The organism is Blastopirellula marina (genome assembly GCF_002967715.1).
Classification (GTDB): Bacteria; Planctomycetota; Planctomycetia; order Pirellulales; family Pirellulaceae; genus Bremerella; species Bremerella marina_B.
The window spans coordinates 468,760-494,379 of the sequence record NZ_PUIA01000017.1; the positions used below are offsets into that span (position 1 = coordinate 468,760).

At 56.9% G+C, this 25,620-nt stretch carries 21 protein-coding genes; 12 read left to right on the forward strand and 9 right to left on the reverse strand.

From position 1 onward, the window contains the following. Positions 1-2: 2 nt before the first annotated feature. The 5 genes from C5Y96_RS07885 to C5Y96_RS07905 form a co-directional block, all read right to left on the reverse strand. The gene (locus tag C5Y96_RS07885) at positions 3-740 is read right to left on the reverse strand and encodes a phosphatase PAP2 family protein (RefSeq protein ID WP_158261132.1); all 738 of its coding nucleotides are present in this window, start codon (positions 738-740) and stop codon (positions 3-5) included. Between the two features lie 292 nt (positions 741-1,032). After that, positions 1,033-1,629, reverse strand: coding sequence for a HupE/UreJ family protein (locus tag C5Y96_RS07890; RefSeq protein WP_105351691.1), 597 nt, complete (start codon positions 1,627-1,629; stop codon positions 1,033-1,035). Between the two features lie 49 nt (positions 1,630-1,678). Further along, complete coding sequence (gene trpC, locus C5Y96_RS07895; protein WP_105351858.1) at positions 1,679-2,470, reverse strand: indole-3-glycerol phosphate synthase TrpC; 792 nt, start codon at positions 2,468-2,470, stop codon at positions 1,679-1,681. 19 nt (positions 2,471-2,489) lie between these two features. Continuing rightward, the gene (gene purH, locus C5Y96_RS07900) at positions 2,490-4,058 is read right to left on the reverse strand and encodes a bifunctional phosphoribosylaminoimidazolecarboxamide formyltransferase/IMP cyclohydrolase (RefSeq protein ID WP_105351693.1); all 1,569 of its coding nucleotides are present in this window, start codon (positions 4,056-4,058) and stop codon (positions 2,490-2,492) included. A 186-nt stretch (positions 4,059-4,244) separates the two neighbouring features. Next, positions 4,245-5,246: a DUF4282 domain-containing protein gene (locus C5Y96_RS07905; RefSeq protein ID WP_105351696.1), complete on the reverse strand. Its 1,002-nt coding sequence runs from the start codon at positions 5,244-5,246 to the stop codon at positions 4,245-4,247. A 151-nt stretch (positions 5,247-5,397) separates the two neighbouring features. Between C5Y96_RS07905 and C5Y96_RS07910 the strand changes: the two genes are divergently transcribed. From C5Y96_RS07910 to C5Y96_RS07920, 3 genes are read left to right on the forward strand one after another with little or no spacing between them, the layout of a single operon-like run. Then, positions 5,398-7,089: a M3 family oligoendopeptidase gene (locus C5Y96_RS07910; RefSeq protein ID WP_105351698.1), complete on the forward strand. Its 1,692-nt coding sequence runs from the start codon at positions 5,398-5,400 to the stop codon at positions 7,087-7,089. Between the two features lie 5 nt (positions 7,090-7,094). Further along, the gene (locus C5Y96_RS07915) at positions 7,095-8,249 is read left to right on the forward strand and encodes a GTPase (RefSeq protein ID WP_105351701.1); all 1,155 of its coding nucleotides are present in this window, start codon (positions 7,095-7,097) and stop codon (positions 8,247-8,249) included. Next, positions 8,246-8,950 (forward strand): sulfite oxidase-like oxidoreductase, encoded by a 705-nt coding sequence (locus C5Y96_RS07920; protein WP_105351703.1) that lies wholly within the window; start codon positions 8,246-8,248, stop codon positions 8,948-8,950. Before C5Y96_RS07915 ends, C5Y96_RS07920 begins: the two co-directional genes overlap by 4 nt. Here the strand turns inward: C5Y96_RS07920 and C5Y96_RS07925 are convergent. The 3 genes from C5Y96_RS07925 to C5Y96_RS07935 all read right to left on the reverse strand — a co-directional run bounded on the left by C5Y96_RS07925 (position 8,947) and on the right by C5Y96_RS07935 (position 13,943). Beyond that, a complete protein-coding gene (locus C5Y96_RS07925) occupies positions 8,947-10,116 on the reverse strand; it encodes a hypothetical protein (RefSeq protein WP_105351705.1) in 1,170 nt (389 codons plus the stop codon). The genes C5Y96_RS07920 and C5Y96_RS07925 overlap by 4 nt on opposite strands. Before the next feature lie 92 nt (positions 10,117-10,208). Beyond that, positions 10,209-12,845 carry a diguanylate cyclase domain-containing protein gene (locus C5Y96_RS07930; RefSeq protein ID WP_105351708.1) on the reverse strand — a complete coding sequence of 879 codons (2,637 nt, stop codon included), beginning with the start codon at positions 12,843-12,845 and terminating at the stop codon, positions 10,209-10,211. 234 nt (positions 12,846-13,079) lie between these two features. Continuing rightward, a complete protein-coding gene (locus C5Y96_RS07935; protein ID WP_105351711.1) occupies positions 13,080-13,943 on the reverse strand; it encodes a formyltransferase family protein in 864 nt (287 codons plus the stop codon). A gap of 145 nt (positions 13,944-14,088) precedes the next feature. On the opposite strand from C5Y96_RS07935, the gene C5Y96_RS07940 reads away from it, so the two are divergent. From C5Y96_RS07940 to C5Y96_RS07950, 3 genes are all read left to right on the forward strand, one after another. Next, a complete protein-coding gene (locus C5Y96_RS07940) occupies positions 14,089-14,523 on the forward strand; it encodes a YkgJ family cysteine cluster protein (RefSeq protein ID WP_233198870.1) in 435 nt (144 codons plus the stop codon). Between the two features lie 238 nt (positions 14,524-14,761). After that, positions 14,762-16,114, forward strand: coding sequence for a histidine--tRNA ligase (gene hisS, locus C5Y96_RS07945; RefSeq protein ID WP_105351716.1), 1,353 nt, complete (start codon positions 14,762-14,764; stop codon positions 16,112-16,114). A gap of 94 nt (positions 16,115-16,208) precedes the next feature. Beyond that, complete coding sequence (locus C5Y96_RS07950) at positions 16,209-16,784, forward strand: HYExAFE family protein (RefSeq protein WP_105351719.1); 576 nt, start codon at positions 16,209-16,211, stop codon at positions 16,782-16,784. A gap of 59 nt (positions 16,785-16,843) precedes the next feature. On the opposite strand, the gene hemE is transcribed toward C5Y96_RS07950, so the two are convergent. After that, entirely contained in the window at positions 16,844-18,772 is a 1,929-nt protein-coding gene (hemE, locus tag C5Y96_RS07955; RefSeq protein ID WP_105351721.1) for a uroporphyrinogen decarboxylase, read from the reverse strand. Between the two features lie 285 nt (positions 18,773-19,057). Between hemE and C5Y96_RS07960 the strand changes: the two genes are divergently transcribed. From C5Y96_RS07960 to C5Y96_RS07985, 6 genes are read left to right on the forward strand one after another with little or no spacing between them, the layout of a single operon-like run. Continuing rightward, positions 19,058-20,089, forward strand: a complete 1,032-nt coding sequence (locus tag C5Y96_RS07960) for a vWA domain-containing protein (protein WP_105351724.1) — start codon at positions 19,058-19,060, stop codon at positions 20,087-20,089. Further along, positions 20,073-21,224 (forward strand): hypothetical protein, encoded by a 1,152-nt coding sequence (locus C5Y96_RS07965; RefSeq protein ID WP_105351726.1) that lies wholly within the window; start codon positions 20,073-20,075, stop codon positions 21,222-21,224. The genes C5Y96_RS07960 and C5Y96_RS07965 overlap by 17 nt, the downstream gene beginning before the upstream one ends. A 14-nt stretch (positions 21,225-21,238) precedes the next feature. Continuing rightward, positions 21,239-22,048, forward strand: a complete 810-nt coding sequence (locus C5Y96_RS07970; RefSeq protein WP_105351728.1) for a MotA/TolQ/ExbB proton channel family protein — start codon at positions 21,239-21,241, stop codon at positions 22,046-22,048. An 18-nt stretch (positions 22,049-22,066) separates the two neighbouring features. Beyond that, positions 22,067-22,483: an ExbD/TolR family protein gene (locus tag C5Y96_RS07975; protein WP_105351730.1), complete on the forward strand. Its 417-nt coding sequence runs from the start codon at positions 22,067-22,069 to the stop codon at positions 22,481-22,483. Positions 22,484-22,486: 3 nt separating this feature from the next. Further along, positions 22,487-22,912: an ExbD/TolR family protein gene (locus C5Y96_RS07980; RefSeq protein WP_105351732.1), complete on the forward strand. Its 426-nt coding sequence runs from the start codon at positions 22,487-22,489 to the stop codon at positions 22,910-22,912. 18 nt (positions 22,913-22,930) lie between these two features. After that, entirely contained in the window at positions 22,931-25,600 is a 2,670-nt protein-coding gene (locus C5Y96_RS07985; RefSeq protein ID WP_105351735.1) for a tetratricopeptide repeat protein, read from the forward strand. Positions 25,601-25,620 lie beyond the last annotated feature (20 nt).

Here is a 25,620-nt window from a genome sequence, read left to right on the forward strand (position 1 = left end):
ACTTAAGCGGCGGAACTTTTACGAACGTTTTCGACGTTGTCTGTCTGGCTCTCAAGCGAAAACGGCAACGTTTCGGCCGTGCTGGGAGCAGATTGGTCCGGCTGTTTCCAACCGTACATTCCCACGTATAACGTGAGGCCGGTAAAGTAGACGATCGCACCACTCCAAGCAATATCACTCAGGTAGTGCCCCCCCTCGGCAATGCGGGAAGCACCAACACCAGCACCACACATAAACCCCACGGCAAATACGCACATCGCCGCTTTTGGGTTCTTGCGAAGCAGAAGAAATGCTGGCAGCAGGAACACAAAACCCATCGAAGCATGACCGCTGGGGAAAGACTTGGCCATTTCATACGGCCCAATCGTTCCAGGCGGAATATATTCATACTGGCCACCAAACACGACCGTATCGCACGGACGCGGACGTCCCCAGTTCGGCTTCAGGACCGTATTGATCAAGATCCCAGGGCCAATCAGGATGGCCAGCGAGCAGAACAGCGCTCCTTTTCTTACACTTCGTAGCCGAGTGAAGAGAAAGCTGCCAATCCATGCGGCGACGCTCCCCACGCCAAACACAACCGCAGGTATCGGGCCGTAGTCGTAAATCGTGTTCGCCAAAAACGTTTCCGTATAAGGAAAGCGTTCTCCCTGGGTACTGAAAAACTGACGCGTGACAGCCAGGTCGAGCGGTGTCCAATAGCAGAGCAGCGTGAGCGTTGCCAACAGAACTAGCGGCACGAGCGCCATCCCAATCAGCAATGGCTGAAGAGAATTTGGCTGTGGACTGTATTGTGTTTGGTTCGTGTCGGGCATGGTCGACAAGTTCGCGGCCGATGGCACGTGAGGCAGAACAGGTTTTATCTCTTGATTCTGCATCGACGATCAGGCCATGAGTGCTGTGTGAATCTCGTTCAGTTTTCCGAATCGCCACAGGCGAAATGTCCTTCCGAGTCTTTCGTGAAGGGTACTACTACCCGAGATGAGGGATTCAACGCAAGACACATCTGCAGTCTTAGCACGCTAGCAGCGACTAAGCGATGAGGCTGTGGATGAGAACTGCCACCCCTCCCAAAGCGATCACGACCCCCATACTTCGCGACAACCGCGAGGTCGGTTCGATCCAGTGCCCTACCCAGATTCCCACCCCTAACAGCAACGAAGTTCCCAACAGAAGACCAAATTGAAATGCCAGTGGTAACGAACCAGAGAGTTTATCGGTGCCATGCACATAGCCATGAAGAATTCCAAACAGGGCGACCACAACTGCTAGCAATAGCTCCCGGTATTTCCATCCTGGGATCAAGGACACGCCTAGCAGAATGACCGACACGGCGACGACGGGTTCTCCCCAGGGTAGCCAGATCCCGCTTCCATGCAGTCCAGCTCCCGCCATCAAGCTGCTTAAGAAGACAAGTGGCACCGCGATCATCGAGCCCTTATCGACATGGACCACCAGCAGCCCAATCGCCAGCGTTGCCAGCAGGTGATCGATACCGAACCACGGATGCAATACGCCTTCTAGAAAACTGCTTCCGGCTTGCACGCCACCCGGAGGACCACCCCAAGCTTGCTGGGGCACCAGCAGCGGTATCAGAAAGATGGCCCAAATGGTTCGGGCAAAGCTCATTGAGGGTGCCCTCGAATAGGTGAAACAGCGAAGCCACCCCTACTATCGGCTACGCCCCATCCAAAAGTTTGCGAACAGCGGCTTGCACATCGTCCTGCCGCATCAGGCTTTCGCCAACCAATACCGCGTCAACATCGTTCTCTTGCAGCAAGCGAATGTCGTCATGCGTAAAGATTCCACTCTCACCCACCAGCACACAGTGGTCAGGTATCTGGCGGCCAAGTCGTATTGTGTGATTCAGATCGACCTCGAACGTTCGCAAGTCACGGTTATTGATCCCGACCAATTGGGCACCAATGTCCAGCACGCGCGAGACATTCGACTCGTCGTAAAGCTCGACCAGCGGCGTCATACCCAGTTCACAGATCTGATCATGCAACGACTTCAGGGCATCGTCATCCAGGCACTCGGCAATCAGCAGCACCGCATCGGCACCAGCGGCTCTGGCTTCGATCACCTGGTAAGGGTCGAGTACGAAATCTTTCCGCAAAATCGGCAAGCCGACTTCACGGCGAATGGCGACCAGATAATCGAGATGCCCTTGAAAGAACGACTCGTCGGTCAGGCAGCTGATGCACGCCGCGCCTGCTGCTTCATAGTCCTGGGCGATCTGCACCGGATGAAAATCGGGGCGAATCAGTCCCTTGGACGGGCTAGCCTTCTTCACCTCGGCAATCAGCTTGACCGCGCCCCCTGACGAGAGCGCGCCCAAAAAGTCCCGCGGCGCGGGTGCGTCGGCCAGGCGAGCTTCGACTTCTACCAGCGGACGAACCGACTTTGCCGCGGCAATCTCTTCCCACTTTTTGGTAACGATCTTATCGAGGACAGTCGGCTCAGCCATGTTGTTGTCTTGCGGCAGATTAATGTCGGAAGTGACGGACACCGGTAAAGATCATCGGCAGCTTGTGCTCGTTGCACGCATCGATCACTTCCTGATCTCGCTTCGAACCGCCTGGCTGAATAAACGCCTTGACGCCTGCTTTGGACGCTTCGTGAATCGAGTCCGGGAAGGGGAAGAACGCGTCACTGGCCAGCACGCTACCAGGTGCCCGGTCGGCGGCTTTCTCGATCGAGATCTGAACCGAATCGACGCGGCTCATCTGCCCTGCCCCGGCACCCACCAGCGAACGGTCCTTGCACAGGACGATTGCGTTCGATTTAACGAAGCGGCAGATCTCCCAGGCGAACAGCAGTTCCTGCTTCATCGCTTCGTCCATTGGCGTTTCGGTGACGACCTGCCAGGTGCTGGGATCATCGAGCTGGAAGTCGGTGTTCTGCACGAGCAGTCCCCCTTCGATCCAACGCGATTGGAACTCGGGTCGCTTCCCTTCCAGCGGACCAACTTCCATCAAGCGAACGTTGGCCTTCCACTTGGGCTTGGTGGTCAGGATTTCGACAGCTTCTTTCGAGAAGCTCGGGGCCGCGATCGCTTCGACGAACAAACCTGGCGTCGAAAGATATTCCGCCGTGGCCGCATCGACTTCCCGGTTCATACCAATCACGCTACCAAACGCACTGAGCGGATCCCCCAGCATCGCCTTTTCGCAAGCTTCGACCAGCGTAGAAGCGGAAGCCGCACCACACGGGTTGTTGTGCTTGATTACCGAAACCGCCACGTCCGGCAGACCGCGGGCAATCGCCAGGGCGCTGTCGAGATCGAGCAGGTTGTTGTACGAAAGCTCCTTGCCGTTGAGCTGCTTGGCATCGACCAGCGAAGCCCCGCTGAACTTCGGTACCGCGTAGACGGCACCTTGCTGATGCGGGTTTTCGCCGTAACGCAGCACAGCCTTGCGCTCGAACGTCTGACGTAGCGTTTCCGGGAAGGGGTTGTCTTCTTCCTTCTCGAAGTAGTTGGCGATCGCGGCATCGTAAGCAGCCGTATGGGCGAAGGCAGCCGCCGCCAGCTTGCGACGCAGGACCAGCGAAGTCTTCCCGCCATTTTTCAGTTCGGCGAGAATTTCGGGGTATTGGCATGGCTTACAGGCAATCGTGCTGAAAGCGTGGTTCTTAGCGGCGGCACGCACCAGGCTTGGCCCACCGATATCGATCTGTTCGATGGCCTGGGCATCAGTCACCCCTTCTTTGGCAATCGTTTCCTCGAAGGGATACAAGTTCACCACGACCAACGGAATGGCGAAGATGCCGTGCTCTCCGATGGCGGTCATGTCGTCTTCGCGATCGTGTCGGCACAAGATGCCGCCGAAGATCTTGGGATGAAGGGTCTTCAGCCGACCGTCCATCATTTCGGGGAACTGGGTGTACTCGGTGACGTCTTTGACCGGGATGTTGGCTTCCTCCAGGTGACGCCGGGTTCCTCCGGTGCTGTAGATGGTGATGCCCGCATCGACCAACCCTTGGGCAAATTCGGTCAGACCTTGCTTGTTGCTGACACTGATAATGGCATTTTGAATAACAGGGTCGAGAGACATGGCAGAACCAATCTAAATCTGTATACCGACAACGCAGTCCGGGAGAGAGAATCAGCCCCCTTTGTAGGCTGGCGAGTGGGAAATCGTCAACCACCCGAACCCCCGCAGGGCGGCAGACCGAAGCAAATCGGCCGCCCAACGGGCTAGAGATAGGCAATTGCCTAGGGTTCGCTTGCGGCAGGCAGACTAATCGATGGTGCCTTGTCGCTCGGCCATCATGTCGCGCATGTCACGCACGTTGTCGTTGATGGTGAAGAAAACAAGCGATACTTCGGCCGAGACGCGAAGAATGACGATATAGATCAGGACCACAAGGAAGCCCACTATCGCGATACCAGCCGCACCCGCAATAGCGAGTAGTTCGCCCGTAAGAATCGCGGACACCAACGAAAGTGCCGTGATCGCGAGATACACCAGAAATATCAGCCCCGAGATCAAAAAGAACAGGGTCTTGATCACGGTCGGGGCGATCATCACATCGAAGTTAAACAGCGAACCAAGTCCACCACTTCCTTTGCGACGAGCTTTGCTTCGCCCAGCCGGTGGATCGGCGGCATAAGGATTGGGGGCCTCAGCAACCGGCTTTACCGCAGTCGGCGCAGCGACTACTGGCGCAGCGGCCATTGGTACCGCAACGGGTTCCGCTTTAGGTACCTCGATTTTTGGTGCTTCGGCCTTTGGTGCTTCCGCCTTGGGGACTTCGATCTTCGGAGTCGCCGGTGCCGGCGCGGCTTTCTTCGCGGTTGCGTGGCTCCCTTTTTTGGCTGGCTTGCCCCCTGGTTTCTTCGGAGCGACCACCAACGAGTCGAGCCCGGCCGGAACGTCCGCTGCCGGTTTCGACTGAGCCAGATCGGGGAAGCTTAACCCCCCTCCTGTATCTGCTGCCGGTGGAGCCACCGGGATGGCTTCCGGTGGCGATGCCGATGTAACAGGCGCTGCGGTTACCGGTGTAGCGATCGGGACAGTGCCTGCCGGCGGTGCGACAGGGATCGCTTCAGGAGGACTGGCACTACCACTTGGGAAGAGACCTTTCACCGTCGAAGCGGTAATCCACTCGCCGGTGCCGCGGCGGAGGAGACTTTCAGGTTGAATCGCCCCACTACCGGCGAGCTGCTTCAAAGTTTTTGAATCAATCGGACCTACTTCCGGCGCATCCGGATTGAACTTGTAGAAGAATTCATCGGCCATGAGGTATGATCTTTAAATTGTCACCAAGAGAAGCGCGCGGAACGAAGAGTGTGCTTTTCATAATGTCTTAGTGAGACCGCAAAGTCAAACGCACACATCGTTACCAAAGAATCTAGATTTTCCTCACTTATTCAGCTGTAGGACCATTGGAATGGACGACTTTAGCAAGCTCGAACTTCCCGAGCCGAATCTCGCGGAACTCAAGACTCGCTATGCCGAGATCGCGAAGGGAATTGAAGACCTCAACGGCAACGATGGGCGCGGAGAAGAACTATTTCAATGGCTCCAGCGCTGGGATGACGTCCGCCGCGAAATCGATTCGTGGTGCAATTTGACGGAGATCCGTTTCAATCAAGACACCAAAAACGCAGCCTACAAAGCAGCCATGGATCGCCGCGACGAGATCCATCCCAAGCTGACCGATCTCGACGTTCAAATTAAGAAGCTGCTGCTCGTTGAAGACCGAAAAGAGAAGATTGTCCAACGCTTCGGAGCCCAGGCCACCGCGTTGTGGCAATGTCAGGTGAACTCGTTCGATCCTGTCATCGAAGACGACCTGGTCGAAGAAGCGAAGCTGGTCTCGAAGTACAACGAGCTGCTGGCTAGCGCAGCGTTCACCTTTCAAGGCAAGGAAACGAACCTCTCCGGCATCATCGAATTCGCCGAAGACAATGATCGCAGCGTTCGCTACGATGCCCTCTCGACCATGTGGGGATGGTTCGCCGAAAACCACGAAGAGCTCGATCAGATTTATGACAAGATGGTCAAGCTTCGTGACCAGATGGCCAAGAAGCTGAAGTATGAGAACTTCGTCCAACTCGCATACCAGCGGATGTCGCGCATCGATTACAACGAGCAAGACGTCCAGCAGTATCGTCAGGAAGTGATCGACAAGATCGTTCCCCTTTGCACCGAAATTCGCAAACGGCAGGGGGAAATGCTTGGGCTCGATCCGCTGATGTACTGGGACGAAGCCATCCACGACCAGCAAGGAAATCCTCGCCCGCAAGGAAGCTACGAACATCAGATCGAACAAGCTCAGGCCATGTTCGAAGGAATGGACAAGCGGCTGGGTGAGTTCTTTCAGTTGATGCAAGACAAGAACCTGATGGACCTGAAAAACCGCCCTGGGAAAGCAGGCGGTGGCTTTTGTGCCAGTCTGCTGCAGCAGCGGGTGCCATTTATCTTCGCGAACTTCAACGGCACGCTTGGCGACGTCGAGGTCTTCACCCACGAAATCGGTCATGCCTATCAGTGCTACGCGAGCATGTCGCTGCCGCTGCTGGATAACGTGTGGCCCACCATGGAGTCGTGCGAGATCCACTCGATGGGCCTCGAATTCCTCTGCTGGCCGCATATGGAGAAGTTCTTCGGTGACGAGGCAGATCGCTTCCGTAAGATCCATCTCGCGTCACGACTTCTCTTTTTGCCGTATGGTGTCTCGGTCGATCACTTCCAGCACGAAGTGTATAAGAATCCCGAAATGACACCGAGCGAGCGAAATGCCAAGTGGCGGGAACTCGAACGGATCTATCTCCCGCACATGAAATTCGGCGATCTTCCGCACTTGCCGGAAGGGGGACGTTGGCAGAAGCAGCGGCACATCTACATGTCGCCGTTCTACTACATCGACTACACGCTGGCTCAATGCTGTGCTTTGCAGTTCTGGGTACGGTCGCAGCAAAACTTCGATCAAGCGATGGAAGATTACCTGGCACTTTGCGCCCGAGGGGGAACCCTGCCATTCCAGGAGCTCGCTCAAAGCGCCGACCTGAAGAGTCCTTTCCAGCCTGGCTGCTTGACGGAAGTGGCTGGTCAGGCCAGCAACTTCCTCGGGCTTTAAATCGGATGCCAGCTATCGCCACGCCAACAGCAGCCGCGGTTCTTACACCGCCCGCACGAGGTGCCATTGCGACCATCTCGGTGCAAGGGCCTGCAGCGGTTGCGTTGGCCGATCGTTTTTTTACAAGCCTCGGCAAGACCAGGGTGAACGATGCCGACATCGGTCGCATCCTGGTAGGGCATTGGCAGGCCGAAGGCGAGTCCTTCGGTGAAGAACTGGTCGTTGCCAGGCTGGCCGATGATCTCGTCGAAATCCATTGCCACGGAGGCGTTCAGGCCAGCCAGCGGATTCTTAAGCATCTCGCCTCGGCTGGCTGTCAGGTCCAGTCGTGGCAAGCCCGCACCCTTTCCGAGCAATCCGATGCGATTGTGGCCGAAGCCAAGATCGAACTACCGCGGGCAGTCACTTCCCAAGCCGCGCTGCATTTGCTCGATCAAGCCAACGGGGCGTTATCTCGCGAAATCGATACGATCGGTGAACTTCTCAAGCAATCGAACTTCGAAGTTGCGGAGCAGAAGATCGCCCATCTGCTATCGCTGGCCCCCTTTGGCAAGCATCTGACACAACCGTGGCTGATTGTCATCGCGGGCCCCCCCAACGTTGGTAAAAGTAGTTTGCTCAATAAAATCGTGGGCTACGACCGCGCGATCGTGCTTGATATGCCAGGGACCACGCGCGATGTGCTGCACGCCACGACCGCCCTCGACGGCTGGCCGGTGCAGTTCTCGGACACGGCCGGTATTCGTGTTTCCGACGATGCCATCGAGCAGGCAGGTATCGCCAAAGCGAAAGCCGCGCTCAAAACGGCCGACCTGGTGATCGTGATGCACGATGCCGCCGACCTGAAGCCCGACGAACTCGATCAGTCGCTACAGGAGCTTCCGTCGGCCTTGCACGTGGTCAACAAAATCGACCTGGCCGATGACGTGCGTGTGCCGGCTTCCCGTGAAATGATCGCCACCAGCGCGGTCACCAGCCAAGGGGTGCCGCAGTTGATCACCTCGATCGTTTTTCACCTGATTCCACATGTTCCCCAGGCACACGAGCCGTTGCCCTTCACGGATCGCCAAATCGAAGGGCTGCGACAATTACATCAGCAAGTGCAACATCGCCAGCTCGACGACGCCCTCAAGTCCACTGAAACGCTATTGAACACATGAACGAGCACGACCGCGAGAAGTACCAGAAAGAGCATCCCCCTGCCCCGCACCATCATGCGGAGGCCGAAGACGTGATCATCAGCCGTGACACGCATCGGGAAAATCGCATTCCGCCGGGGCAAACACGCACGAAAAAGTGGCCGGTACTTCACGCGACAATCGTGCCGGAAGTGAACAAAGAAACGTGGTCGCTGCAAGTATTCGGGCTCGTCGAGCGCGAGCTGACATTCAACTGGGAAGAGTTCCAAGCATTACCCCGTGTGAAAGTCTTTTCCGATTTCCACTGCGTAACCCAGTGGTCGCGACTTGGGAACCTATGGGAAGGAGTTTCGACGCGTTATCTTCTGCAGCAGGCCGGCATTCAGCCGGAAGCCAGGTTCGTGATTTGCCATGGCTACGACAACGGCTGGACGACTAATCTTCCGCTGGAGTCCTTCTTAAGCGAAGATGCCTTGCTGGCTGACATGCACGACGGAAGAGAGATCAACGCCGATCACGGTGGGCCTGTCCGTGGTATTGTCCCGTTGCTCTACGCATGGAAGAGCGCCAAGTGGATCAAAGCAATCGAGCTCAGTGCGACGGATCAGCCTGGCTACTGGGAACAAAGCGGGTACCACAACGTCGGTGACCCGTGGAAGGAACAGCGTTTCGGCGACGGCCAACTGCCGCCCGGCTGGACAGGCGTACCGGAAGGGATTTAACCTTCTCCGGCGGCTCGCTTGGCAAACAGGAGAGCCGTTGCGTAACCGAGCGGATCTCCTAGTTCTTTTGAGTGTTCGGCCAGTCGCTCGAAGTTTCCGGCATTCTGGCTCAACTCGATCAAGCTGGGTGAAATCCCAATGGTATGAATACCAGGCGGGATCATCTGCAATGCCGCTTCCAACGCCTCGTTATGATGACCCAGACGCGAGAGAAGCTCGATGTAGGTCTCGATAGCGAGCGAACCTTCGCGACGGATATCAGACGCTTCGGCCTTCTCGCGGAAGTAAGCCAGGCCACTCTCGGCATCCTCGCCCAGTAGCGTTTGAAAATAGAGCTTGTGACTGGGATAAAGCTCGGTGAACGGCGGTGTCTGCTCGTACTGGAAGGCCTGATCCAAATGCGCACCGTAATCGACCAGTTCCAACGCTTTGCGTAGGTGGGCTTCGTCGCGCAGCACCCGCGCGAAGCGGACGGTCGCGGCAAGGTGACTGGTGTCGATGTGATAGGCCGAGTTAGCAAACAACCAGTCGCGCGGGGCGATGATCTCGCTCAGCGATTTCTCTTGCGGCTCGGTCCCCTCTTGGTGCGAAATATCGGCCACGACGGTCGCCATCAGTTCGTCGTAAACATGATCGAGAAGCAATGCGGCCAGGGGCTGCTGAGCGGCCGGAGGCATGCCAGCGAGTTGCTGTTCGTACGTAGTGACCGAATTGCACGTGCCGTAATGTTCCAGCATCCAACGAAAGCCGATCTCTGGTGCCACCCCTTCGTACAGCGCGACTTCAATCAAGTCTTCGATGTTGTCCTCGTCGACCTCAGCCTCTTTCAAGGCTTCAATCACCGGGGCTTTGTCTCCGACAGGGCGAAGATAGTACCAGCCTTCGCGAATTTGTCCGGCATCTAGCAACAACCGGCCGACTTCGTCGCAAGCTTCGACCAGGGCATCTTCCAGTTGCGTTCGTTGCTCCTCGGAGAGATCTTCCGAGACACCAGGAAATAGCAGCGGCAGGCCGAGCCTCGCACGGGCACGCAGCTTGTACATCTCGAACAGCTGCACATGCTGCTTCTCTTGGCGGAAATACTCGATCATATTCTCGATCGCCGCCAAACTGCCGGAATCTTGGATTTGCTGACGGAACTGGTCGAAAACTTCCTGCGAAACCACGGAAATCCCCTAGGACACGCGACGAAATGAATGAATTACACATCACGTATCGTAACAAGGAGGGCCAGCGCTGAATAGCAACACGCTGCCGGTTAGAAACTCAGGCGATCGATCGAGCCAGCTGTGGGGGCCTGATCCATGCCTTTGATAATGTCTCGAATCTGGCTCAGGGTAGCCGTTTCCATAATTCCCGAGTCGAGGACATCGGCCAGTTTTGTAGGGTCGCCCAGTCCCATCTCGACATCAAGTTGATGCACCCACCGCAGGCAGTTTCCGCGACTGATCACACCTACGGGGCGTCCATCTTTAACGATAATCACCCGCCGCATCGCGGCCTGGCTCAGGTATTCGTAGACATGAATCGCGGGATCGGATTCATCAAAGCTGACGACTTCGCTATGCATCACGCCTGAGACGAGCGTGCTGCCGGCCTCCGGTCGACGGAACGCCTGCATCAGATCTTTCTCAGAAATAATGCCAACCAGGTACCCCTTTTCATCGACGACGGGGGCCGAGTTGAACCCTTCCTTGATGAGCAGTTGCGTGGCCGCGGCAATCTTATCAGACTGCTTAATTGTCAGGATAGGAGAAGTCATGATCTCGGAAGCAGCCAGGTGCTCCAGACGTTCTCGAACCTGATCATCGGCCGCCATCATGCCGGCAGTGTCCTGGCAGTTACCTAAGCAAACGACATGACGCTTGCCCGAGCTCTTGGCAACCTTCAGTGCGATTTCCGCGTTGTCGATCAATGCTTCCAGGTTAGGCACGTCGTTGTTTCGCTGAGCTACTCCCATGCTCACCGAGCAGCGAACCTGCTTGCCATTGACCTCGACCACAATCTTGTCGACCAGCATTTCGATCCGCATGGCTATGCGATAGGCATTTACCTCCGCACATTCAGGCAACACCAAAAGCAGGCGGTCGCTGTCTAGTCGGCATAGGTAATCGATTTGACGTCCGTGAGCGGCGATCGTTTGAGCAAGTTGCTGCAGAACCCTATCGCCAGCTTCGACACCATAGTCGCGATTAATGTCGCTGAAATCATCGACGTCAATCACCACGCAAGAGATCGGCAAGTGATAGTTACGAGCCCGAACCCACTCCCGTTTCAATTGGTCGTTCAGGTAGCGCAACGTCGCCAGGCCGGTCAATGGGTCGTTGCGCTCCACTGTGCGGAGATGGTTTTCCAGCTCGATCACGCGACTTGCCGAGTTGATACGCGAGAGCAATTCTTCCCGGCTGATGGTGTGGGAAAACACGTCGTCGATCCCCAGCCGGTAGGCCAGCGTGGGATCGCTCAACAAACCCTGGTCGGCCAACACCATCGTGTAGACATAGCGCGGCAAACGCTCTTCGCGGATCCACCGGCAGAACATCTCGGCGGCCGCCCGATTCTGCCCCCAGTCGCTGATCACCACCATCGGGCATACTTCACGAATCAGGTGCTTGGCCGAAGCGTATTCGCCACAGATGCGGACGTTCATCCCGACACTTTGCAGCCACTTGATAATCAGTCCGATGGGATGAGAACCATCGTTAATCACTACGGCATTCTCGCCACTTAGCTCTGTGGCTGCCTGGTGCTTGCCCCAGTGGTAGTTGGCCGTTTGTCCCGATCCGGCATGTAGGAAACGCACGACACTATGTTGTTCTGCCGAGAAGGCTTCGATCTTGTCGAAAGTTTCCACGAAAGCCGTGACGATGTCCGGATCAAACTGTGTGCCGCTTCCCTCGCAGATCATCGCCTTGGCCTGTTCCGCGCGGATAGCATCTTTGTAGACACGCTTGCTCGACAGGGCATCGAACACGTCGGCAACGCTCACGATCCGTGCTGCCAGCGGTATCTCGGTTCCCTTCAATCCTTCCAGATAACCACATCCGTCCCATCGTTCGTGATGATAGCGAGCGATCTCGGCGGCCATGTGAAAGAACGAGCCGCTCGGGCTGCTCTTGGCTGCTTCCTGCAGTGTCTCGGCACCGATGCGGACGTGCTGCTTCATCGCGTTGAATTCTTCAGGCGTCAGCTTGCCCGGTTTCAGCAGAATGGCATCGGAAATGCCAACCTTGCCGATGTCGTGCAAGGGGCTGGAACGAAAGAGATCTTGCAAAAACAACTCGTCGATGGCGTCCTGGTAAGGACCGCTGATTCGCAATTGCTCGGCAATCATTTGCGAATAGGCACGCATGCGTACGAGATGTTCGCCTGTTTCCGTATCCCGCGAGTCCGCCAACTTGGCCAGCGCGAACACGGCGATGTCTTGTGTGGATTGAATTGCCATCGAGCGGTTTTCGACGATCCGCTCTAACTCGCGAGAATAACCTTCCAGCTTGCGTTCGGCCGTGGTGGCTCGCATTAAAGCGCTGTGCAGTCGCATCAGCACGTCGATCTTGGCCGTTAACTCCAGCCGGCCGATTGATTTTTCGAGGACATTATCGGCACCGACGGCAAACATTTCCAATCGCTGCGATTCATTCAGGTCTTGCCCCAATACAAGCAGCTGAATTTGTCGATCGGCGAACTCGCGACGAATCGCTCGGCAGATCTCCACGGCGCAGTCATCGCGCAGATGATAATCGAGTAGGATCAGCGCGGGCTGTACCTCTTCGATTACCTGGCGGACATTCTCTCCGCTTTCCAGAATGTGTACCTCGTGATGTTCACTGAGTACTTCGCGCAGTTTGCTGCGGAGCACGTCGGTGCTTTCGATCACGAGAAGTCGATTGTGCATGGTCTGCCCACCATACTCCGATCAACAGTCGTTTCGCGTCTGAAAACTGGACGCTAAAAAAAACGCTTATTGATTCCAAGTTACCTGAGACACCGGAAACTTAGGTCACTAAAAGAACACCGCAAGAAGCGCAATTGGAATATCACCGTAGAGACTTCCCGCAACATCCCTTGGTATCGGCACCCCCAGGGCAATCACTACAATCGACACCTGGCGTCCGCGCGATGCGTCCGACTAATCGTGCGTTTTGCGGGGAACAACCCGGTGGAAATGCAGTTCGACTTCTCCGGCAACCACGCGTCGCAGACCTTCGACCAGGCAGGTAGGCTCGTTGACTTCCTGGCCTATCCGCAGAATCTCTTCGATTTTGGTACCAGGTTCGACTGAGAACGTTTCCTGGTGAATGATCTGATTGCCGGCATCCAGTTCAGGAACGATGAAGTGGCATGTCGCCCCGAACGTCAGCATGCGAACTTCGTTGGCGTCGTGATACGGACGAATCCCCGGAAAGCTCGGCAAAAGTCCGTGATGCAGGTTGATGATCCGTCCGCCGGCATATTTCCAACAGCTGGTCGCCGGTAACACGCGCATGTATCGAGCCAACAGGACGTAATCGACATCGTACTGGTCGAGGATTTCGATCATCTGCTCGTCGTTGGCCTCTCCTTTCTCGCCGCCGATGTTCTGCCAATCGACGCCGTGGCTTTCGGCCAATCCCTTGCAGTTATCGCGATTACCGATCATGACCGCTGGGATCGCGTTGATATCCCCCGCCGCAATCGCTTCGAGCACAGCCTGGGCTGGCTCCGCGCGGTAGGTGGTGCAGATCGCAATTCGGGGGCAATCGCGGCGGACATCGGCCGACCAGACCCGGATCGAAAGCTTCTTCAGGCGACCGATCTCGGTTAATGCCGTTCTCAGCGAGTTGTACAGGTCGGCATCGATGTGCACACGCAGGAACATGGCGAAGACGGCTTCTTCGTCATGGTCGTACATCTGGATTTCGGCAATGTTCGCCCCTAAACCCGTCACATAGTGAATAATCGGATCGGCCAATCCCACGTTATCGGGTCCGACTGCGGTGATCACAACGAGCATCGCCAACTACCTATGGAGTCTGAAAACAACGTTTGAACCTGGTTCGAATATCGACCCGAACTAGGCATTGTAGCACCGGTTTGCTACCTTGTCCGAAGAAGTCCTACATCTTACCAATGTCACCAACTCGCCGAGGATGGCCAAAATGATCCAGAAAAAGGTTCGCCGAGAAGATCTTGGGCCGGATGAGAACCTGTGCGAACACTGCACCGCCAAGTGCTGCAAGTACTTCGCTTTGCCGATCGACACACCTACCGAGTTTGCCGATTTCGAGTTCATCCGCTGGTACCTCCTGCACGATCGGGCCTCGGTCTTTCTGGACGAAGATGTTTGGTATCTGCTGGTGCATACCACCTGTAAGCATCTTCAAGACGATCATCGCTGCGGTATTTACGAGACCCGCCCCCAGATCTGTCGCGACTATACGACTGACGCGTGCGAATACGACGACGACTGGTGCTACGAGAAGTACTTCGAAACCCCAGAGCAAATCTGGGAATACGCCGAAGCCACCACACCTCGCCGCCCAGGTCAAAGCATGCGAAGTCCCAAGCCGCCCGAACTGCCGATCTTGTCTTAATCGACCAAGCTCTCGATGCTCCTCGCCCTGAATGGGCGACAGAACCATAACCTGAGAAACCCTTCTGTCGCCCCGTTGGGGCTAATGACTTTCTAATGACGATAACCATGGGTTCACGCCCCTGGCTATTATCTGCCGCCCCTTTCGGGGCTGAAGAAAGCAACATCGGGCGAACACTTACACGACATCCCTGTCCTACCTGCAAATACTGACAACTACGCAACCCAACTCAAATCCCATGTCCAACAAGAAGAAGCTCATCCAACCCCGTACGCTCAAAGGCTTTCGCGACTATCTGCCCGACGCGATGATGCCCCGAGAGGAGTTGGTTAACACGGCTCGCCGCGTCTATCGTTCGTACGGCTTCGCCCCGATCGATACGCCGACGCTCGAATATGCCGAGATTCTGCTGGGCAAAGGAAGCGATGAAACCGATCGGCAGATGTACCGGTTCGAGGATCATGGCAAACGAGACGTAGGGATGCGTTTCGACCTGACCGTTCCCCTGGCTCGCTTCGCTGCCCAGCACATCGGCGAACTGGGAACTCCTTTCAAACGCTATCACATTGCCACTGTCTGGCGCGGCGAGAACACCCAGCGCGGCCGTTATCGCGAGTTCATGCAGTGCGACTTCGACACGATCGGTACCAAGAGCATCGTGGCCGATATCGAAACGGCCCTGGTCATTCACGACCTGATGTTGGCGATCGGGTTCGAGGGCTTTACCGTCCGCGTGAACAATCGCCAGGTCCTTTCCGGTTTGCTCGAGAAGCTCGAACTCGTCGAGAAGTCGACTGAGATCCTCCGTGCGCTCGATAAGCTGGCCAAGATCGGTGCCGAGAAAGTCGCTGCGGAAATGCAGGAAACGGCCGGTGCTTCCGCCGAGCAAGCAGCCCAGGTTCTGAAGCTGGCCGAAATCGGCGGCTCGACCGACAAGATCCTCTTGGCACTCGATAGTCTGGTTGCCGGTAGTGAAAAGGGAGAGATCGGCGTCGGACAACTGCGCGAGCTGACCTCGGCCACCGCAGCCGCCGGCGTTCCGGCCGAACGCCTGCAGATCGACGTCTCGATTGCTCGTGGGTTGGACTATTACACCGGAACGATCTTCGAAACCTTCCTGAGCGAACTGCCTGGCATCGGCAGCGTCTGCAGCGGAGGCCGCTACAACGACCTGGCCAGCTTGTATACCAATCAAGAGCTCCCTGGCATCGGAGCATCGCTGGGGCTCGACCGGCTACTGGCCGCAATGGAAGAACTCGGCAAGATAGAGGCCCGCACCACGCCGGCCGAAGTCTTCCTGCCGTACTTCGACGAGAAAAGCCTGCAGCAGTACTTGAAGATCGCGGCCACGCTTCGCACGGCTGGCTTCAACGTCGAACTCTACCCAGAGGCCAAGAAGCTAGGTCAGCAGCTGAAGTATGCCGACCGTCGCGGCTTCAAAGTAGCCGTCGTGGCAGGCGATCGTGAACTGGCCGAAAACAAGTGCCAGCTCAAGGATCTGAAGACGGGCGACTCGACCGAGGCCAGCCTCGCGGGGGGTGCCGAGGAGTTAATTGCGGGAATTTCGAAAATTCTGCGGTCCACCGCATAACCCCCATGACAAGGTGTTGTCACCCCTAGTTGCGATATTAAAGCCAACCATGATCTCCGGCTTCTTACCTCGCAGCTCCCCGAGGGCAACACCGATGACGATCCGCACGAACCACTATGAAGTCGCGCTCGAAGCCTTCTTGCGCGACGAAAAAATCCCCTACATCGCCGTCGATGAACGGCGTCGGTCGCTATACGGGGCAGGCTCGCTGAAGAATCTCGACTTCATTGCGACCCCCAGCGGCAGCGATATGTCATGGTTGATCGACGTCAAAGGACGTCGGTTCCCTTCGGGGCGAAAGAACCGCTACTGGAAGAACTGGACTACCACCGACGATCTGCAAAGCCTGTCACAGTGGCAACGGCTCTTGGGTCCGCAGTTTCGTGGGATGCTTGTCTTTGTGTATGACGTGGTCGGCGAGATGGCACCGGTCCCGCAGAATCTGCTGTATCCGCATCAAGACCGAATCTACGCTTTCATTGGGGTGCGGCTCGACCTGTACGTAGCATGGGCGCGCAAGATATCACCCCGTTGGAAGACGATGTCGATGCCCACGAAGGCCTTCCGTCAGCTGGCCGAGCCACTGCAAGTCACCCTCCGCACACCCATTGTTTCCGGAGGGGACTTCGATCACCGCCGCGCCGACAGTTCGATCCCAGCCATCGCCTGAAGAGATCGGGCCCGCCGCAAGGATGGCCCTTCGTCGCAGTAGTCAGCGCAGTGGACGGACTACTTGCGTTGGCTCATCTCGTGGACCATATCGACCAGTGCTCGTGCGTTGTCGACCGGAGTTTGCTGCATCACACCGTGCCCCAGGTTAAAGATGTGCCCTGGTCGGCCAGCTGCCTGATCGAGGACATCCTTTGCGCGGCGGCGAAGTTCCATCTGATCGGCCAGCAGCGAGACCGGATCGAGGTTTCCCTGCACGGCGATGTTGTGACCAACCGTTTCCCAGGCCACATCCAGTCGAATGCGCCAGTCGACACCCACAACCGCCGCGCCCGATTCAGCCAACATCGGCAGCAGTGCCGGGTTGCCGGTCGCGAAGTTGATTACCGGCACCCCAGGCGCGATCTGCGCGACGATGTCCTTCACGTACGGAAGAACGTAGCGGCGATAGTCGTCCGGCCCCAAAGCACCGGCCCATGAATCGAATAGCTGTACGGCCTGCGCACCGGCAGCGATCTGGGCATTCAAGTATCGCGAGATCGCACGCACGAAGCGTTCCATCAGTTCGCGCCAGGCACCTGGGTCTCGGAACATGAGGGTCTTCGTGTTCACGTAATCGCGGCTGCCACCCCCTTCGATGGCATAGCTGGCCAAGGTAAACGGAGCACCGGCAAAGCCAATCAGCGGCATGTCGGACGGCAGGTCGGCACGCGTTTGCTTGACCGTTTCCATCACGTAGTGCAGCGAGTCGGTGCTTTCCAGTTCCAGCACCCGATCGACGTCGGCCGCTTCACGAATGGGGTTATGAATGACCGGCCCTTCCCCTTTGGCGAACTCCAGGTCCAAGCCCATCGGCTGCAAGATCGGCAAAAGGTCCGAAAAGATGATCGCCGCGTCGACACCCAACTTCTCGACCGCCGTGCACATCACTTCGCTACAAAGCTGTGGGTTGGCACACAGCTCCAGAAAGGTGGTCTTCGCGCGGACGTCGCGGTATTCCTTCATGTAGCGTCCGGCCTGACGCATCAGCCACACAGGCGTGAAGTCGGTCGGCTCACGACGGCAGGCCTTCAGGAACGCACTGTTGTACCACGGTGCGTCCTTGTTGAGAGCGGCCTTGGTCGTCTCTTCCAACACGGCCCGAATCTGACGTTTCCGAACGAGAATGTCCTGCGAGCGCTCAGCCGCGGCGGCGACCAGCGGCCCCATCTTGGGATGCTCGGGCTCGACATCAACCGGATAGCCCAAGTCACGCAAGCGTTCGCTCATGGTAGGACCGACGCTGCAGATCACCGTACCACGCAAGGCCGACGAGAAGGCCTCCAACTGTCCCTGTCGCTGAGCGAGCTTCAAGACGTGATTCAACTGGTTGGCCGACGTAAAGAGCGAGACATCGATCTTGCCGTCGATCATTTTCTGAATGTTCGCTGCCAAGGGGCCGATGTCTTCCGGCAAGTCCCAGTCGTACACGTGCAATGTTTCTACGTTCGCACCACGGGCCTCGAGCCCGGCCACCAGGCTGGCATTGGTGACCCCATATTCCTGCACCACCAACGTTTGATTGGCGATGTGAATCTCGGTATCGATCGTCTGCAAAATATCTCGCCACGTATTGGGCTCAGGCACTTTGATCGTCGGCGTGAGGTTCACTTCCCGCATCGCGGCAACCGGCTTCGGTCCGCGGCAGATCGTGGTGATGTCGGACAATGCATCCAGAAACCGCTGCTTGTCGACCTTGCGATCGATGGCCGCCAGAAGGTGGTTGAAACCCACCCCTGTCATGAAAATGACGATGTCGATCTGCCCCGTGATCACCCTGTTGGCGAAGTCGATCGCTGGCTGATTGTCTTCCAGTGGGACTTCTCGCATCGAAGGGCTCACGTGCGGAACGCCCCCGAACTTCTCGATGATCATCGCCATTTCTTTCCCGCGACGACTCTCGAACGAGGCAACATTCAGGCCTGCGAAGTTTTTTCCATTTTCTGGCATATAAATCTAATCCGCGTCTAGCTCTATTGGGGTGGGCGGTCGACAGGGAAAGCGTTCCGGCATCGATATTCACACGGAAACGCGCCCAGCGGTCAATTTTGCAGGAGATTGCCGCCAAACCACTGGTGTGGCAGCCCCTCCAATTCATTGACCGGCTTGTATTCTATTCCTACGATGATGATTGTGCAGTGTACACCACCTTACGGTGCGCAACTGCCATGCTCCTCTGATTTTAGCAGTTTGCGGTCTCGGCCGGTGAACGAAGGCTTTTCGTGAGTTCCCCCCATGCAACTTTCCTGCTTTTACTGCAGTAAGAACCTGACGGCAACCGCCGATCAATTGGGTGGTGAAGTTGTTTGTCCGCACTGTGGCAATGTCGTGCGTCTGCCAGATGCCGAGCAACTGCATAAAACCGAAGAAGACCATCAGCCGAAGTCCCATAACTGGCTAACCGACAGTATCTCGGGCTTTGCTTCGCTGCTGATTCACATGGGCATCTTGTTTGTCCTGGCAGCCGTTACTTGTGATTATCGCAGTGGTCTTCCCGAAGGGGAGGAAGTCTCGATCGGCGAGCTACCGGGGATCGATCTGACTGACTCGGGTGGAGACGTCCTCGATACGAGCGAAGTGGAACAAAGTTCCGACACAGCCAGCCTCGACGAGCTGGTCGCCGACATCGAGCCCCCCACCGCAGCCACGTCCGAGATGGGAGACGAAGTCAGTCTTTCGCAGCTACTGCCCAGCGGTGCCGCAGGCGGCGCGGCAGGATCGTTGAACACCATCGGCGGTGGTGGCGGTGCCGTGGGCGCGGGCACCACATTTATGGGCGTGCGGGCCGAAGGTTCACGCATCTGCATCATTGCCGACTGCAGCGGCAGTATGAGTGGCCCGAAGATCGAATATCTGAAAGAAGAAGTTCTCGAAGCAGTGCGCAGCATGTCGCGCGAGAGTGAGTTTCAGATTGTCTTCTTTAATAGCGTATCTGTTCCCTACAACATGCGTGGCTGGCGAAACCCCAAGCGCGACCTCGACAACGTGAAACGCTGGCTCAACACGGTCACGGCCCAGGGTGGCACCAATCCGATTCCCGCGTTTGAGGATGCATTCAAACTAACGCCGGCCCCGGATGCGATCTTCTTCATGACCGACGGCCAATTCGAGCCGAATGTGGTCCCGGGGGTGAAAGCGCTGAACATTGGTGGCAGCAACCGCACCAAGATTCATGCAATCTCGTTCATCGATAAGGCCGCCGAAGCAGAGATGAGGCAGATTGCAAACGACTCCGGAGGATCGTATCGCCATGTCTCTGCCTTTTGAAAGCCCGCGCGTGAGCACGTGGCTCGGGCAATGCATGGCGGTTTGGGTCGCCGCGTTTTGGCTGGCTACGCCAACGCACGCCCAGGCCGATCGTCTTATCCTCCGCGACCTTCGTCTGCTGAATAACATCACCGTGATTGGCTTTGACGAAGAAGGAGTCAAAGTCACCGACAACAACCTTGTCCCCTGGCACGAGATCGAGCTTGGCACCGTCAGCCCTGACAAGCAAGCCGACTTCGATAGACTGCGAAAGGAGTTGGGGGATCCTCTCTTTCGTATCCACCAGCGACTGAAAGTGGGAGACTACGCGGGAGCCAGCGAACCGGCCGAAGCTATCTTCGATCGCTATAAAGACCGCGATTCCAAAGTCGCCTACATGGTATGTCAGGCCGCCATGTGGGGACGCCTGGCCGAAGGAGAACGAGAAGCGGCTCTCGAGCCGTACTTCTGCTGCCTGCGGATTATGAAAAAGTCGGCTCGGACCAGCGAAGTAACACAACTGCCGGGCAGCCGCACGCTCGACTACGACAAGCAAACCGGCCTCACCTCCGACATGCTGCCAATCTTCTTCGATCACGAAAAAGCAGCCGCGGCGTTAACCAAAGCGGGCACGGCAGCCACGTCGATTGGTTCCGCTGCACCAGACGGCGTGCTAGTTTACATGGCCGCTCTGTCCATCGCGGCCGAAGACTTCGCCCAGGCAGAAACATGGCAGTCACGTATTCGTAGCGGTAATCCAACCCTGAAACAATGGCCGGCACTTCTGAATGCACAGCTACGCATTCAATCAGGCGATCTGATCGGTGCGCGGGCCGACCTGGAACCACTGATTTACAGTTTCGAGACCTGGAACCAACCGGTCGCATGGTACCTGCTGGGGACCTCAGGCTCGCGTTCGAGCGAGTTTCTGCGGATCGAAAACGGTGTGCTCGACCTGCTGCACATCCCGGCCCTATACGGTAGCGAATATCCTGAACTGGCAGCGGCGGCACTGTCAGAAACTTACTCGGCGTTAAACCGCATCCAACAACCGACACAGGCCAAGGAAATTCGTCGGCAGCTCTTGCTGTTTTACGGCGGAACGACCCACGCCCAACAAATCCGCGCAGCGACACAGTCCAAAAGCAACCCTTGAGAGGCACCCTTGATATGCGACACAAGACGACGCCCAAGACGGGCATCTTCTATTGCCTGGTACTGCTGGTAGCAGTGTTTACGGTTCAGCTCTGGGCCCAAGATTCGTCGGCTCCGGCACCTCCTTCGCCGGACACGCTGACACTCGACAGCAACAACAGTGCAACCACCGCGCCCCGGGCCGACTACGAAGAGAAAACGCTTCTCGACACGCTGATGGATGGTGGTACGGTCGGTGTGCTGATCGGCCTCTTGTCGATGGTCGCGATCGGCTTCATCGTCGAACACTTCCTCACCATCCGCAAAAGCGTGCTGCTGCCGGAAGGGGTTGCCTATGAACTGGAAGAGATGATCGCCCAAGGACGCGTCGACGAAGCGTTGGAAGTTTGTAAGAACCCCGAGTATCAATCGCTGTTAACCTACGTGGTGCAGGCCGGTCTCGAACGTTTCCGTGGAGCTGAGTTCGGTTTTGCCGAATACAAAGCAGCCGTCGAAGAAGCGGGCGAAGATCAAACGGCCAAGCTGTATCGCAAGACCGAAGTACTTGGTCTGATCGGTTCGATCGCTCCAATGCTCGGGCTCACCGGTACGGTGCTCGGTATGATCAAGGCCTTCAATACGATCGCCTCAAGTGGCGGGGCTCCCAAGCCCGAAGATCTGGCCGGTTCGATTGGTCAGGCCCTGGTTACAACGCTGCTAGGGCTGGTTGTGGCTATTCCAGCGATGGTGGCTTACAGCTACTTCGGCAACCGCATCGATTCGCTGGTCGCGGAAGTTGGCAAGCGTGTGGAACAAATCCTGACCCCGCTAGGTCGTCGCCGGTAATCGCTGGGAGAGAATGACATGAAGCTCTCTAAGAAGCGAGTGCGACACACCAAGGGGATGGACATCACGCCGATGATCGACATCGTCTTCTTGCTGTTGATCTTCTTCATCACCGTCAGCCAGGTCTCGGAAACAAACCGCGAGAAACTGGAACTGCCGGAACTGAAGGGGGCGCAGGATCAGAAGAAGACCTCCCTGGTCGTCAACATCAACAAGGCCGGCGAAATCATCGTAGCCGGCAATCAGCTGCAACTTGCCGACGTGGCGTTTTTAGTCGGCAAAGAACTCGAAACCAACGGGGGCGATCCGGGGCTGGTTACCGTGGTGGTTCGCATCGACCACAACGCAACCTGCCAGGTTCCTAATGCCTTGGTCAAACAACTGGCCGGCCAGGGGATCTCGAAAGTTCGTCTCGCCGTTCAGGTACCCAACTAAACCATGAAACTTTCCAGCCATAAACGTACGCATAAACGCCAGATCACGCTGGACATGACCAGCATGATCGATGTCGTGTTTCTGCTGCTGATCTTCTTCATCGTTACGGCCAGCTTCACGAAAACCGAACGCGACCTGGATGCGATCACCAAGGTGAACGAGAAGTCGAGCAGCGCGGCCAAGACCGACCTGGAACCGGCCATCGTCCAGCTGGCCGAAGTCGATGGAAGTTGGGTCTATCAGATCGGCTCGAACAACATGAGCACCTTTGCCGAGCTGCAGGAAGTGCTCGACAAGTTTCCCAACAAAGCCGATGGCGCATTCGTCCGAGCCCCCGATGCGGCTCCTTACGGCATGGCCGCGTCGGCCATTCAAGCTTGCAAGAATGCCGATTTCCCCGGCGTATCGTACGTTCCGTTAACTCAATAAAAGAAGCCCTGCTCTCTCGTGCCTGCCGCGCTGACATGGCGAATCGCATTTGCACTTCTTGGCTGTTTCACGGCCGCCGGAACGTGCCTTGTTCCGCTGCGCATCGCCCACGCTCAGAACGAGGTCGTCAACGACAAGCGATCTCCACAACAGATGATCGAAGAGTACCGCCGCGTCGACAGCTATCTGGGCAAGTTCAATTTGCCAGACCAGCGACTGCTGTTGATCGAGCGTTACCTGAAGCATGCCCTACCGGCCGAAGAGCAGGAGGAACTACTCGATCAAGGCTCGCAGTTGTACGCGACGCAGCTGATGCTTTACGCCGACGATCCGGTTCGATCGAAGCATTATTTGCAAAAGGTTCAGAAATTTCTCGCCGACCACCCCAGTGCCGATACGCCAGCCATTCAGGTGATGCTGCTGCAAGCCGATTACAACCGCGGCGAGGCCGCCGTCACACGATGGCTCAACGATCCGGCCGATAAAGAGTCGCTCGCCGAAGCCAACAGCGTCTTTCAGAGGATTGCTCCGAAGCTGATCGACTATCACAAGTCGATTCAGAAACGCATTGAAGAACAGTGGGGCGTCATCGACCGCATGCCTTCTGGTTCCGGCAGAGAGTCGCGCGAGAAAGTCGTGCGGGAACTGGAAGGGGTCGTCGGACGCGCCGCGTTCTTCGGTGCCTGGTCGAACTATTACCTTTCGCTCGTCGAAGGCACCAAGGGACCGTCGAAGTACTCGAAGGTCGCCATCGATCTCTTTCGCGGATTACTCGACCTGAAGATCGACCCGAAATCAACAACTTCCTGGCATGAAGCGGCCGATCCGAATCGAATGGGGCTGGAACAGGAATGGCGAGCTCGGGCCTTGATCGGCCTGGCCATGTCCGAGATCCTAGATGGCAACGTACAGGATGGCCAGCGCTGCTTCACCTTGCTGGAAGCTGGCCCCACAAGTGCCGAGATCGCTGATCAATCCGAATATTGGTACTGCCGCGGACTGATCAATGCCGGCAAGCTCGACGAGGCGGCCGACTTCGCCAAGATGACCATTGAAAATTTTCAGGGGAGTTCGTCCCCCGGTAAGACGAGCCTATGCGTGCTGTTGGCCGACACCGGACTGCGGGAAGGTGCCGACGCTCCTAAGATCCGCGACATGGGAATCCAGGGATTGATCGGCCTGGCAAAGCTAGGTCATCACTCGGCGGCCATCCAGCTAGTCGAGAAGTACGGCATCGATCTGGAAAACTCGCAAGGCTTCTACATGATGTGGCTCGTCGGCCAGCAAAAATTCGCCGATGCCGAGAAATCCAAGTCGGACGATGACTATCGCACCGCCCAGACCCAGCTTCGCGATGCCCTAGCGGCACCGGAAGCGAAGAAGGACCTTCTTTCGGCCAGTGAATGTCGATACACGCTCGGCTGGTGCAGCTACCGTCTGGAAGAGCACGCCGAAGCCGGCATGAACTTTCAGGACGCCGTGGCGGGTCTTAAAGGACCTAACCCCGGCAAGGCAGCCGAAGCGGCCTGGATGGCGTTTGTCTCGTACCAGGCACTCGCCAAAGAAGAGCCTCGTTACGGGCTGCGTGCCATCGAAGTGCTGGAAGACTTGAAGCGAGACTTTCCCAATCACCAGTACGCGCAGAAGGCCGACTACTTCATCGCCAAATTGCAACAGTCTCGCGGCTCGATGACCTCGTCGATCCGGCAGTTGCAAAGCATCAGTCCGAGCGATCCGAACTATTGGTCGGCCAAGTTCGACTTGTGCAATCTGCTGCGGCAGCAAGTCGATCAGGCCTCGTCCGAAGATGAAAAGAAAGAACTGGCCGGACAACTCAAAAAGGTCGCCGACGATCTGCAGACGCGATTGAACCAGGATTCCGCTCCAGAAGATCGCGTCTCCGGCGTGGTACGCTGCCTGTTGAACGTTTCCGATCTAGCACGCAAAGACATCTTACCTTCCAGCGATTTCACTAAGTACGTCGGCCAGGCGAAGTCTCTGGTCACTTCTCTGCCGCCGGAAGACCGGGCCTGGGTCGATTACCACTACCAGGCGCTCATGCTGGCCCGCATGCAGAAGAACGATAGCGCGGTCGCCACGCATGCCGACTGGCTCCTCAAGAATGCCAAGGGGACCCCATACGAACAGTCGGCGCTGATTGTCAGAGCCCTGGAAATCGACCAGCTGGTCGCGGCCTCGAACGCTCCGGACATGGCGTTATGGGAAGAAGGATTCGATATTTACAGCCGGCTGGCAAAACACCTCGGAGCGACTTCCGCGATCGTTCAGCAGAACAAGAACGCCAAAGTGGCCTGCTCGAAGGCAGCCGATTTTGCCGAGAAACTTAATCGCTGGTCCGAAGCAGCGACCTACCTGCGTGTGCTGGTCGCGGCCTATCCGAAAGAGCAAGAGTACCTGCAAAGACTAGGAAGAGTCGAGTTCACGCTGCAGAACTACGCCGGGGCCCTTGGGCATTGGCGAACCTTGCTGGTGGGGCTCAAAAAGGGGGACGAAGCCTGGTTCGAGGCCAAGTACTACCAACTGGCCTGCCTGCAGCAAACCGACCGCGATCAAGCCAAAACGGTCCTGGAGCAGTTTGAATTACTGCACCCAGATTGGGGTTTGCCCCCGTGGCGCGATAAAATAAAGACACTCGCCCAGCAGATCTCCAGATCTGACGGGTCGTAACCTGCCAGTAATTCCCGAAC